This is a genomic window from Ktedonobacter sp. SOSP1-85, from assembly GCF_016587415.1.
Lineage (GTDB): Bacteria > Chloroflexota > Ktedonobacteria > Ktedonobacterales > Ktedonobacteraceae > Ktedonobacter.
In genome coordinates, this window is the sequence record NZ_BNJI01000003.1 from 1,606,781 (window position 1) to 1,620,225 (window position 13,445).

General features: G+C 53.1%; 8 protein-coding genes. 4 read left to right on the top strand and 4 right to left on the bottom strand.

Translation table 11 applies throughout. From position 1 onward, the window contains the following. Nucleotides 1-37 precede the first annotated feature (37 nt). From KTE_RS45000 to yicI, 4 genes are all read right to left on the bottom strand, one after another. Nucleotides 38-1,177, bottom strand: coding sequence for a hypothetical protein (locus KTE_RS45000; protein ID WP_201393794.1), 1,140 nt, complete (start codon nt 1,175-1,177; stop codon nt 38-40). A gap of 188 nt (nt 1,178-1,365) precedes the next feature. Next, on the bottom strand, nt 1,366-2,913 hold the full coding sequence (locus KTE_RS45005; RefSeq protein ID WP_201393795.1) for an alpha-glucosidase/alpha-galactosidase: 1,548 nt from the start codon (nt 2,911-2,913) through the stop codon (nt 1,366-1,368). Nucleotides 2,914-3,034: 121 nt separating this feature from the next. Further along, complete coding sequence (locus KTE_RS45010; RefSeq protein ID WP_201393796.1) at nt 3,035-5,050, bottom strand: beta-galactosidase; 2,016 nt, start codon at nt 5,048-5,050, stop codon at nt 3,035-3,037. Between the two features lie 35 nt (nt 5,051-5,085). Beyond that, nucleotides 5,086-7,485 (bottom strand): alpha-xylosidase, encoded by a 2,400-nt coding sequence (gene yicI / locus KTE_RS45015; RefSeq protein ID WP_201393801.1) that lies wholly within the window; start codon nt 7,483-7,485, stop codon nt 5,086-5,088. A 266-nt stretch (nt 7,486-7,751) separates the two neighbouring features. Here yicI and KTE_RS45020 point away from each other — a divergent pair, with 266 nt between their 5' ends. The 4 genes from KTE_RS45020 to KTE_RS45035 all read left to right on the top strand — a co-directional run bounded on the left by KTE_RS45020 (nt 7,752) and on the right by KTE_RS45035 (nt 13,188). After that, on the top strand, nt 7,752-8,792 hold the full coding sequence (locus KTE_RS45020; RefSeq protein WP_201393803.1) for a LacI family DNA-binding transcriptional regulator: 1,041 nt from the start codon (nt 7,752-7,754) through the stop codon (nt 8,790-8,792). A 652-nt stretch (nt 8,793-9,444) separates the two neighbouring features. After that, nucleotides 9,445-10,443, top strand: coding sequence for a carbohydrate ABC transporter permease (locus tag KTE_RS45025; protein ID WP_201393805.1), 999 nt, complete (start codon nt 9,445-9,447; stop codon nt 10,441-10,443). 24 nt (nt 10,444-10,467) lie between these two features. Further along, a complete protein-coding gene (locus KTE_RS45030; RefSeq protein WP_201393807.1) occupies nt 10,468-11,352 on the top strand; it encodes a carbohydrate ABC transporter permease in 885 nt (294 codons plus the stop codon). Nucleotides 11,353-11,712: 360 nt separating this feature from the next. Next, nucleotides 11,713-13,188, top strand: a complete 1,476-nt coding sequence (locus KTE_RS45035) for an ABC transporter substrate-binding protein (RefSeq protein ID WP_201393811.1) — start codon at nt 11,713-11,715, stop codon at nt 13,186-13,188. Nucleotides 13,189-13,445 lie beyond the last annotated feature (257 nt).

The window sequence follows — 13,445 nt, forward strand, 5'->3', positions numbered from 1 at the left end:
CTGGCGAGCGCCTCAGGCGCGAGAAGTCACGCCAAAGTTAGTTTCCATAGGTGATGACCATGGGTGGTGGGTTGAGTGACAGGATATCTTTGGGGGGCATGATGCCTGTCTTGGCCTCAATTTTATAGAAGATTTTAAAGCCGCCATAGCGGAAGTTATGGTAGTGCTGCATGTCGTTGCCGACCCACTCGTTATACTGTTGCCTCTTCTCCTCTTTGTCTCCGGGAAAGCCACCGACGCTATCGACATGAATCACCATGTCAACTAGAGGGCTGGAGTGCAGGTTGCGCTTATCGGCGATCTCCGCCTCTCCGGCGTCGTAGGGATTACTCGCGCTCTCGCCATCCCCGCGATACTGGTGGATGATGAGGATCTTTCGCGGGATGTGATACTTCAGGGGAAGCGCGGCGACGGCGTCGATAATTGGATTCAGGTCGCTGGACCGCACATTGCTTAGATTTGTGCCCGGAATACCATCGTGGCGAGGAAACATCCATTCTGGGTCAATTGCCATATGTACAAAGGGATATTGTGCCAGGTAGGGTAGGAAGGACGAGACCTCCTTCATGACGGGAGCCTGGCCGATGTTTAGATCGAGAAATAAGAGCAGGTTATTGCGCTGACAGAAATCGACGTATGTACGTAAGGTGTCGTCGTCGACGTGATGACTATAGGTGTTATCGGGGCCTGGATAGGAATCGGGCACGCTCACGACGAGATCAATTCCTAGCTGTACGGGATGAGCCGGGTCTAGCTGCTCATAGACTGCTCCCTGTTGCTTTAGATGGTTGAGCATGTCCTGGTTAACTACATAAGCAGGACCGGTCGGCTCGGCGCCTGGTACAGCATAGAAGGCTACCACACGATGGGTAGGCAATACCGCTCCCACACTGGGATCAAAGGGGATGGGAGTGGGAGTGGGACCTGGCTTCGAGACGGTATGCGTCGCTTCCGCATGAGGAGAGGATGATGAATCCTTGCCTACCAGTAAATAATCTTGCCATAGAGGTAGAGTGACGAGCGCGACGAGGACCGCCAGGATACCAGCGAGCGTAATTCCAATCGGTAGGTATCTGTTACGGCGGGCAGGTTTTGGCGGTGCTTCTGGTAAAATTAATGTGGTCTGTTCAACTTCTGGTTGCTTGACTTCAGGCTGTTCAAGTGATGCTTGATCCATTGCTATCTCAATCCTTTATAAGGAACTGTTGTGGTTAAATAATAATTGCCCCCCTTATATTGAACAATGTTTGCGTACATGATTTCATCTCACCTGGTACTTTTTTCGCCAAGCGGTGTTTACGAAATACAAGGGAGGTGCAGGAGGGAAACCCTCCTGCACCTCCCTTGTATTTCGTAAACACATCCTTAACGGGTCATATTACCTTTGTCGGCGGCCCCGGCGTTGGCGCGGGCTGCTTCGCGGTGTTGTGCCATCTCCTCCACTGTACGCGTGTGTAGGCGTGCCGCGCCCTGTGTCTCATGTAGGTGAACGCGCTTCCCGGAGTGTTCAAGCTCCGCGAGCCGCTGTTGTGCCTGGGGAATAGCTTCTTGATACTGGGGAAGCCACCTGGCCTGGGCGACCAGCATCTCATCGGTCATCTGCCAGACTTCTTCAGGATTGCAGACCGCGCCCACCAATGGATCATGCAGCATGGCCTGTTTGAGCAAGGTCACATCGCCATGTACAGCGGCCTGCATCCCCATTTCCTGCACACGCACACTGACCGAGCAGGTTGCCGCGCAGGCTAGGGGCAGGTCGCCGATGACAGGCATATGGATGCCAGTTTTATCCACATAGCCAGGGATTTCAATGGTGCAGCCATCTGGTAAGTTGGTGATGTGGTGCTGATTAGGGATGTTGAAGTGACCACGATAGATGCGCCCGGTCTCCAGGGCTTCAATGATGTATGAGCCATGCTCCTCGCTGCGTTTATCTGGCGTGAAGATGGCGGGTGGCTCCTGCATCCAGTTGGGGAAGTCGGTCTCGAACCAGTTGCGCCCCTCGGTGCAGACGCGTAAGTAGCCGCCAGTCTCGCCATTGATCCAGCTTGAGAGGTCAATCCACTGCTCGATCTCCTCGGGGCGCTTGCGATACCAGGGTAGATACTCGCTCAGGTGTCCATTGGACTCTGTGCTATAGTAGCCGAAGCGGCGCAGGACATCGATACGCACCTTCTCTGTGGTCGGAAAGGTTGGATGCTGCTCAAACAGTTCCAGTAGTTGCGGCAGCATATCGCGCCCGCGCCACTGGACCTTGATAAACCAGGTCTGGTGGTTGATGCCTGCGGCGATGACCTCTACGTCACGTCGATGGAGTTTTGCCTCTGGATCCAGCAAGCCTTCGCGTTTGGCCCACTGCTCGATAACACTGGTGATCTGCCAGTGCGCGCCCTGCACGCCATGACAGAGACCAATCGTGGGCACGCCGCCATAGGTGTTACACGCCCAGACATTCATTGCCATTGGATTGGCATAGTTGAGGAGGATCGCTCCTGGTTTGGCTACTTCGCGGATATCTTTGCAGAAATCTAGTAGCGCGGGAATGGTGCGCTGGGCATACATGATGCCACCGGCACAGATTGTATCACCCACGCATTGATCGACCCCATACTTCAAAGGGATATCAATATCGGTCTGGAAAGCCTCCAGTCCACCCTGGCGAATGGTACAGAGTACATAATCGGCATCTGCCAGGGCCTGGCGGCGATCAAGGGTGGGTTGAATGGTCGCGGGTAGTTTGTTGGCTTCAATATCGCGCTGGCACAGCTTTGTGACCATATCCAGGTTATGCTGGGAAATATCGGTAAAGGCAAAGGTGGTATCAGCCAGTTCGGGTACGGTCAAGATATCGCGGACCAGCGTCCGAGTGAAGCCAATGGAACCAGCTCCAATGATGGCGACTTTGATTGGCATCGCAGGCATCCTTTCAGGTAAGTGGTGCTGTATATTGCTATTGTGCTTACTGTAACACGCCATAAGAAGTGCCTTCAAGGTCAGAATGTTCCCTCGTGTCTGGCACTTCCCGAGAGGCTGCTTATGCTTTTGTCAGAATAGCCACATCATAGGCTTCCAGCAGAAGTGTTTCTGCAACCTCCTGGTCGCGTAGCAAGTCATGATAGCGCTTGCCTGGTGGGAGCGCGACCTGAGTGGGTGCGTCCTGGTGGTTGAGCAAGAAAAGCAATTGGCCCTGAGTGTTTTGGCGAAGTGTAGCCTCGACCCCTGGAGGCGTGGTGAGCACCGGGTGGATCTGCTGCTCCTGGAGGATGCGCCCATAGAAATCATCCAGGAAGCGCGATTCCGGCTCACTCCCGATATAGTAGGCAGATCCAGCTCCGATGTTGTGGCGAGTGAGCACTGGCGTGCCAGCGTAGAAATCGTCGCCATAGGTCGCGAGTGTGGTGGCCCCTTCACAGTGAGTAATGGCGCAGAGATGGCCGCAGGTATAGCTCTCGTCACTGTCGTGCAGTACAATCCGGTTGTGCTGGTCAGGATGGAGCGCGTCAATCTCTTCATTCCATATACCAAGGACCTCACGCAGTGGTCCGGGATAACCGTTCTCGAAGGCGAGGTCACACTCGTCAACCATACCGCTGAAGTATGTCGTAACGAAGGTACCTCCCTGCCTGACAAACTCACGTATACGCTCGGCTACGCCTGGCTTGAGCATATAGAGCATGGGCGCGACCAGGACGCGATAGCGGCTAAAGTCTGAGTCACTGAAGACGATATCGACCGGCACATTGCGTTTCCAGAATGTGGCATAGTGCTGGCGTACTGTCGCCACATAACGCTTATCGCGCACTGGCCCGATGCTGGCCTCCATGGCCCACCAGTTGTTCCAATCGAAAATGATGGCGACCTCCGCTGGCGTGACGCCGCCCAGGGTGCGATCTCCTAGGTGCTGGAGCTCTTCTCCCAGTTGACGTACTTCGTGGAAGACACGGGTATCACTCCGCCCACTGTGCTCAATGATCGCACCATGAAACTTTTCGCACTGACCACGACTGCGCCGCCACTGGAAGTACATCACTGCCTCCGCGCCGTGGGCCACCGCCAGGTAACTCCACAGGCGCAGGACGCCGGGTCGCTTGAGGCTATTGTATTCCTGCCAGTTCGAGCTGCTAGGCGTTTGCTCCATTAGCATGAAAGGCTGGCCATCGCGTAACCCGCGCATAAGATCATGAGCGAAAGCGATGTCGGATGGCTGGTCGTACACGCTGGGATAGCAGTCCCAGGCGATCACATCGACTTCTCTGGCCCAGGCGCGATAGTCCAGTTCGGGATAGGTATTCATCATGTTGGTCGTGATGGGCAGGTTGGGCGAGTAGGCGCGAATGGCATCACGCTCGGCTTTGTAGCATTCCAGCATCATCTCGCTCTGGAAACGCCTGTAATCGACCACCAGCGCGTGGTTTGAGCGTTCTCCATTGGCATACGGCGGCTCGATCTGCGACCAGTCGGTGTAGGTATGGCTCCAGAAGGCCGTCCACCATCTTTGATTCAGGTCATCCAGGCTTGCGTAACGCTGCTGGAGCCATGTGCGGAACGCAGCGGCGCAGTTTTCACAGTAGCAGGCGCCAGCATACTCATTCGAGACATGCCAGGCAACGACGGTGGGATGCTGGTGATAGCGTTCTGCCAGTTTACGCGCTATTTGTACAGCCAGGCGGCGATAATTAGCTGAGCATGGGCAATAGTTGACGCGCCAGCCGTGATGCCAACGCACGCCATTCTCTCCAGCGCGCATGACATCGGGATAGCGCTGCGACATCCAGGCTGGTTGGGCGGCGGTGGGCGTGGCCAGGCAGACGAAGCGTCCCGCCGCCGCCAGCTTATCCAGGATGGTATCGAGCCACTCGAAGGTAAAACGTTCCTCCTCGGGCTGAAGCGAAACCCAGCTAAAGACGCCCAGGGTCGCGACCTCAAAGTGGCACTCCTGCATGAGGCGGATATCTTCGTCCCAGATAGCCTGTGGCCATTGCTCTGGATTATAGTCTCCTCCGTGCCAGATAAAGGGCACGCGTGGATTCAAAGGTGTAAATGGTTGCATCAAACTCTCATTTCATTGTTTTTCAGGAATCGACCTCAAACACTTAGCTTTACTAGAATAGCACCATCCTCAGCCCGCACCCAGGTATTTTGTGGTTGCTGTTCCCCTGGCGATACTTCCTTGCATGATTGAGTAGTATTGAGCAACACCTCGGCAACGAGCGCGTTCCCAGCCAGGGGAATCAGACGCAGAGCAAGCTGACGTTTGGCCCCTGCAAGGCTGATACGCAACTGGCTGCCCTCCAGTTCGGCGGTGATGTGCGTCAGGCCATCTGTATCATGCAGGTCAAATGTCCCTCGTTCCAGCAGATAAGCCTCGACTGTGATATCCGCAAAGGGTTCCTCGGCAGTGAACGAGACAGGTTCGGTAGTCGGAATGAGCGCGTTAGCACGCACATAAAGGGGAAGGGTTTCTAGCGGTACTTGCACTCGGATCGAACGAGGGCCAGTGAATGTTTTGCGTGTCCAGTAATCAATCCAATGGCCTGCAGGCAGATAGATCGTGCGCTCCCCGCTGAGATTGTAGATAGGGGCTACCAGCAGCTCCTCGCCGAGCATATACTGCAAATCCATCGTGTGGGTCGAGGGATCATCCGGGAATTCGAGTACCATTGGCCGCATAATGGGCAGGCTGGTTCGCGCGGCTACACACGCGTAGGTGTAGAGATATGGCAGCAGGCGATAACGTAGACGAGTGTAGGTGCGAAAGAGCTCCAGTCCCCGCGGACCAAAATCCCAGGGAAGACGGGTAGAATTGCCATGGGCGCGGATCATTGGCGAGAAAAGGCCAAACTGTGCCCAGCGAACATAGAGTTCTGTGGAGGGATGGCCTGTGAAGCCGCCAACATCGTGGCTCCAGAAAGCGTGCCCACACATAGCCATGCTCAGTCCGCTACGTATGGTCGAAGCCATGGCGGGAAAGGTGCTGTTGACATCGCCACTCCACTGGGCTGCATGGCGTTGCCCGCCCGCGTAGGTGGAGCGTGCCCAGACCAATCCAGTGTGGCCTGTAACCTCCTCAGTCACTTGCGCGACAATGTCGTTGTACAGCAGCGAGTAGAGATTATGGAGTTGCTCGCCTTTGATGCCACTATAAGTTAGCGCGTCGTTAGGAATGCCTTCGCCAAAATCCGTCTTATACACGTCGGCGCCAATGCGAAGCGGTTCGCGCAGCAGTTCTTTAAACCAGGCGATGGCCTCGGGGTTGGTGACATCGATGATGCCAACTGGCGGGTGGAAACCACCCCAGATATCGACCACGTACGTTTGACCTTGCGTGTTCTTGAGAAAATATCCCTTCTCATCCCCCCTGGTAAAATACTCGCTCTCGATGCCAATATATGGATGCATCCAGAGACACACCTTGAAGCCCATCGATTTAAGCTCAGCCAGCAGACCAGCGGGATCAGGGAATAGCTCGCTATCCCATAATAGCTCCGACCAGCGGCCAAAACGCTGCCAGTAGCAGTCCAGATGTAAGACATCACAGGGAATCTCGTGCTCACGAATCAGTCGGGCCCGGCGCAGTACCTCTTCCGCACTATCACGTTGAAACCCCGAGGAGATCCAGGTACCCAGAGACCACTTGGGCGGCAGAATGGGGAAACTTACCAGCGAGCCATATTTGGTAACGATGCTCTTGAGATCGGGCCCGGCTATCATATAGTAGTCAAGCGCGCTGTCCCGGCTAATGATGCTGTAAGTCGCCGTGTTGCTTGCCACCATGTCAAAATCCACCGCATTCGTGGTATCGACGAAAACACCATACTTGCGTGTACTCACGACAAAGGGCACATTTTTGTAGGAGCGCTCGCTAAATGCTCCACCGCAATCGATATTCCAGGTCGTAATGCGTTGCCCGCGTTTATCGAAATCAGTAAATTTTTCACCAAAGCCAAAGAAGTGCTCATCTGGCTCAGCGGTAAAGCTATCGTGGAACGCGACACGATGACCATTTATCTTGCTTAGGCCAAAGGGCAGCACGGTCAACTTCATGCGTACATTGGTAACTTCACTGTAATTTTGCGAAAGCAGGAGGCGACCATCAGTGTCACGGAAAGTGAGATGAAAAGGTTGAAGGGCGACCTCTATACGCAACGATGGCGTTTGCAAGTAAACGTACCCCTCGGAATGTGTTATAGTCACTTCGCACTCATCTGCCGGAAAGTCGCGTGCCAGGCGTATACGCGCGGGATCGCTCTCCTCATTCTCCAGCAGCACTCGCGCGATGCCATCGGCTACCAGGGTGAGCGTGACAGTGGCGTTTTCTCCGCTACGTGTCTGGCCCTGTAGCACAATTCCTCGCGCATGCTGTTCTTTGACCTCTGCCTGAACAAGAAAATCAGGCCCTCCCTGGTCCTCTGCCTCGCGCACAGGAAGATGGGGCGGCTCAGTCATATACACATTGTACGGGAGCAATGGAACCTGATCAGCCATAAGAATCTACTCCTTCCATATCAGTGAAATGCTTTGTCCGTTGAAAGGTAGCACATCAAGTCATCTGCACATAGAAACGATAGGATGGCATAGAGAGTTTGCCGCCGAAAACAAACTTTTTAATTTGGAGAATGTTCTCTTGACAATGGGCCTACCATTGAGTAATCTCATAATAGGATCGATTTGGGAGCGATCCCAAAACTATTGTACATGATGCATTGCCCAAAAGTAAACGCTAGAGATTCAAAAAATACAAAGAGGTTGAAATGCCGCAATTGACGATTGAAGATATTGCCAGATTAGCTGGTGTTTCTCGCTCAACAGTGTCACGGGTCCTCAATAGTCAGCCGAGCGTCCGGCCTGCTGTAAGAGACCGTGTGCAGGAAGTGATTATCGCGCACGGATACACTCCCCAGGCAGCGGCGCGTCAGCTCGCCACACAGCGTACGCGTAGCATTGGGCTGATTTTGCCCGATAATGTCTATAACCTCTTTGGCAACCCAATTTTTGCCTTGATGAGCCAGGGAGTGAGCCAGGTTTGCGCGCAACAAGGTTATACATCTCTGCTCTTTATGGGTCGGCAGGATATGAATGAACAAGATATGTTTAAAATGCTGCGCGGGCGTGAGTTTGATGGGGTTGTGTTAATTAGCAGCAACACCAATGATACCTACGCGGCCTTTCTCAAAGAGACGGGCATTCCCTATACGCGGATTGGCCATGAGCCAGGACTAGACGACCTCAGGTACGTAGATGTGGACAATGTCGAGGCCGCGCGTATCGGGGTCAAGCACCTGATCTCGCTAGGGCATTGGCGTATAGCTATGCTTAAAGGGCTGGCCAGGGACACTTGTACTTCCGACCGCTATCAAGGCTATAAGGAGGCTTTGGAGGAAGCCGGTATCCCGCTGGACCCGGAGCTGGTCGGTGATGGAGATTGGTCCACCGCTAGTGGTTATGAGTTGACAAAGCGTTTTTTGCGGCTTGAGAGGCCGCCCACAGCCCTCTTTTCCTCCAACGATATGATGGTCGCGGGCGTAATTCGGGCAGCACACGAACAGGGACGAAGTGTGCCTGAAGATCTAGCTATTGTCGGTTTCGACGATCTGCCCCAGACAACGATGATCTTCCCGGATTTGACTACCATCCGACAACCCTGCGTGGAGCTGGGTATCCGCGCTGCCGAGATGCTTATTGAGCAATTGGAGCATGACACAAAAGAGACCAAACCCATGCATGTCATTTTACCGACAACACTGGTGATTCGTGAATCTTGCGGCTCCAAGCACCGCCCGGTTGTTTCTTAACGCAGGTTCATTATTCAATATAAGCTACGGCATCTGGATAACAAGCAAGAAACTTGACAAGCGCATATTTATTAGGTACACTCATTCGTAATAAAGTTATGGGAGCGTTCCCAAACGACACCAGTTCATTTTAGCTGAATAAAGAGCAGAGGTTGCAATGCTGCAATTCACGATTAAACGTGAGCAAAACCAGAGTAGGTCTGCTAGCCAGATCACGTATTGTATCCAGCTCCAGAGATCCCATCCGGTAAAAAACATGGCGTCAGGGGCTCATAAATAGGTTCCTGTCGATATTTCTACCTACTTGCGCACCCAATAGCACCTGACTTTCTAGCGTATGTTCCCCGCTTTTCTAGGCAAAGCATATTGTCATTGAAGAAGCATTTTCTTGTCATCAGTTCAAAAGGTTGAGCTGATGTACGTAATATACAGGTATTTCGACGAGCCCAGGAAATGCGCTCACCTTTCTGTTTCTAGCCTCGCCAAATATGGAGCTTAGAGTGGGAACTTCTTACTACGCATGTCTAGTTGATATGTTGTTAGCTAGAGGATACGTCGTGCCTGATGGAATGAGTATTATTTGGGAATTGGATGTTGCTGTTTGACATCTCTCTTTCCACTTGATATATGGGACTGAGAAGGAACTATCGCTATGCAAGCACCAACGTTACCAACTGAACAGAAGACAGTGAGCCACCAGCGGCAGAATGCCCCTAAGCGCTCCCTCTGGTGGGAGATGCGTACAAATGTCTGGTCGTATATCTATGTCACGCCGATGCTTGTGCTGTTGCTGGTTTTCGTTGTCTATCCTACTTTCGCCTCGTTGGGTTACACGCTCTATCAATGGAATGGCATTGGTGACCCTTCAAACTATGTGGGCCTGGATAACTTTGTACGCGTCATACACGATCCCTTTTTCTGGGGCGCCTTTCAGCATACGTTCATTTATACCCTCGTGCTGGTGCCTATCCAGTTACTCCTAGCCCTGGCGCTGGCGCTCGTCCTCAATAATCCCAAATTGCGCTTTGCTTCTTTCTATCGCTCGGTCTATTTTATTCCGGCTGTGACTTCTCCCGCGGTCATTGGTGTTGTGATCCAGCTGATTCTCTCAAATTTTGGCGATAACCTGAATCAGCTTTTGTTGAACATGCACCTGATTCATGAACATATTGACTGGCTGGGGGACCCACGTTTCGCGCTGGGCATTATTATCGTGGTGGGCATCTGGAATACGCTGGGCTATAACATGGTCTATTTCCTTGCCGGACTGCAAACCATCCCGGCCGAGCTCTATGAAGCGGCCAGCATTGATGGGGCCAACAGCTTTGCGCGCTTCTTCAGGATCACTATTCCGCTCTTGCGCGCGGTTGGCCTGGTCATTGTGATCCTGGCGATTCTGGGCAGTCTCCAGGTCTTTGACCTGGTCCTGGTCTTGACCGATGGTGGTCCCTATAGCGCGACCGAGGTGGTTAACACCTATATCTATCACCAGGCATTTGGTGGCTCCGCCCGCGCAGGCGTTCAACCCAATGTCGGCTTTGCCTCGGCTGCTTCATTCTTCTATGGCGTGATCTTGCTAGGTCTCTCCTTAGCGCAAGTGCTGATATTCCGTTACATCAATCGCCAGCGCGCCCTTGAGAGCGGCCAATAAAGAAGATGTACAGGGAGGTTTCTGATGAGTGTTTCTTCTATAACAGAGAAGCAAAAAAGACCCCGCGGGTTATTCTACAAACTTCGCCAGAAAGGGGGCATCGGGCTAACCCACCTCATTCTGCTCGTCGGCGGCCTTATCTGGATGTACCCATTTCTCTGGATGCTGGGCAGTTCGCTGAAGACCAACGGCGACTTCTTTGACCAGGGATTGAATATTTTCCCTCGGCAGGTTGAGTGGTCTAACTATGTCAATGCCTGGAATGAGGCCTCTTTTGGCCAGTACTTCTTCAACACCGCCATCGTGGCGGGAACAACCGTCATCGTGGTGCTGCTTTTTACCGCGATGGCTGGTTACGCGCTGGCACGTACGAAGTTTCCTGGCAAGAAACTCTTGCTCGGGCTCATCGCGCTGACGCTCTTTCTCCCGCATGGCTATACTATTATTCCTGTCTTCGATGTTGTCCAGCGCCTCGGCTTGTTGAATACGCTGGCCTCGGTCATTCTGGTGCAGGCGTCTGGCGGCATGGTTTTCAGCACCTTTTTGTTCATGGGCTACTTCTCATCTATGGAGCGCGAGATTGAGGATGCGGCACGCGTTGATGGCGCAAACTTCAACCAGCGCTTCTGGATGGTGATGTTTCCCCTGGCCGGTCCCATGCTGGCTACGGTGGCCCTCTTTACCTTCATCGGCGCCTGGAACAGTTTCTTCATTCCCCTTGTCTTTACGCTGGGCGTTCCTGAACTGCGTACCCTGGCAGTGGGTATGTATGCCTTTATCGCCGAAAATAGCACAAACTGGACCTACCTGGCCGCTGGTTCGGTGATTACTCTGGGTCCCATTATGGTGGTCTTCATTCTGCTACAGCGCTATTTCATCAATGGCGTGGCTGGTGCCGTCAAATCATAGTGACATGGATGGGAGGTTGGCTTCCAGCCTGCCTCCTCCATGCTCTTAGTGGTAGATTTACGTAATTTGTAGATGTAGGGTCCATGCGGGCATGGACTGCCGAGGCCCGCAGGCCGATATCCCGCCGTTGCGGAGGTCGCTTCACTCGTAGTCCATGCCCGCATGGACCCTACAGATTATGTGAATTCACCACTTAGGCACAGGTAAGCTTATCTATGCTACATTTTGCGAGATAGGGAGTCTGCAAGGAGGTGAGGCCAACAGTCTGATAATACATCGATACATCCTATCCGACATTCAATGAAGAGTAAGTGAAGCACATTCAACCACTTTATTTCGCAAGCAAAGGAGCATCTCGACATGGATTTTTCTTCGCGTTTCAGTCGGCGCAATTTCGTGAAAACGGCTGCGGCTACAGCGGGGGCTGCTACGCTGGGTAGTGCCCTGGCAGCCTGTGGTGGTAGTGGCGGTTCTTCATCAACGATTACACTCAACTATTGGGACTATTTTGTTAGCCAGGCACCCTGGATCGATAATGAGATCAAGCTGTTTGAGAAAGCGCACTCCGGCATCAAGATCAAAAAGACTATCCAATTGAGTTCTTCCTATGCCAATCTCTATGCGTTGGCCGTGAAGAGTCACAATACTCCTGATGTGGCGATGATTCCTGGCCAACCCAACTTCAATATTCAAGTCTCGCAGGGTTGGTTTATGCCGGTCGATAAGTGGGCCAATGCTGCCTGGAAAGCGAAGTTCCCTGAAGGCACCTTCCACGAAGGAAACAATGTGTTTAACGGGAAACTTTACTCCGCCCCGATCTCCGGTGCCGCTCCCTGGCTGCAGCTCTATATTAGTAATAAAGTCTTCCGCGATGCTGGCCTGGTCAATAGCGATGGTAGCGTGAAGATACCCAGAACCTGGGATGATGTGACACATGCTGCCGAAACCATTGTCAAGAAGAGTGGTGGCAGTACCTATGGTCTGGGCTTTGGCAACAGTGGAGGAAGCATGTTCCAATGGCTCACGCATGTCTTCACCCTGGGCGCTGGCGCGGTTGGCGGCGGTTATACGATGGATTACCGTGTAGGTAAATACACCTATAGCACGGATCGCAACTATTACGACTTCATCAGCCTCTTCAAAGAGTGGAAAAACAAAGGCTATGTTTACCCGAACGCGGTAAGTATCTCTGACGAGGTCAGCCGTGCCTACTTCGAGCGCGCCAAGTACGGAATGACCATTGGAGGCGTCTGGAACCAGGCCGAATGGACCACGCATAACTTCACCGATTACTCGCTGACGACGTTGCTCTGCCCCACGGAAACGCCAAAGGGCTACTTCCCTACAAGTCCGGGTGGCACCCTCTGGGCTATTCCCGCGCAGACGAAGCATCCCGAAGAGGCCTGGGCCTGGTTCGACTGGCTGTATAGCGTGGATGCTGGCAAGCGCTGGACGCAGCAGTTCAACGAGGATCTCTCGGCCTTCCCCCAGAATAACGATTCCAGCAAGATCAAATTCAAACCATTTGCCCAGTTTGTTGGTCTCAGCAAGTTTGCAATGCCTGCTCCTGATCCCAGCATAAGCAATCCTCAGACGGCACATGTGGAAGTGCAGACGGTCAAGCCCAATCTGGATGATGTCATCGCTGGCTATTATACCGGTCAGCTTCAGGATCTTCATGCCGCCCTTTCCGACATAGAAGGACGTATGCAGAAGGCCCAGGATGATGCCGTCAAGGTAGCACAACAGAAGGGCTTCAAGGTTAGCCCAGACGATTACAAGTTCACCGATTGGGACCCAACCAAGCCCTATATCACCAAACCTGCTCAGGGCTAGCATGCCGAGGAGCGAAGCTCTCCCCGAGTCAGAGAGTTCCGTCTCGTAGGTCTACTTACAATGAAGGCCAGAATCTGGAGGCGTAAGTCGTCGAACGAGGCAATTTCACCTCGTTCGACGACTTACGCCTCCAGAATACTGAGCCAGATTTCGACGGAACCATTGCTATTGATGTTTAGACGATTTTATCTCGATGTCATGCCTGCGATCCCATCAACACTCTACCACACGACGCGAGGTCGATGTTGAAGCGGGGT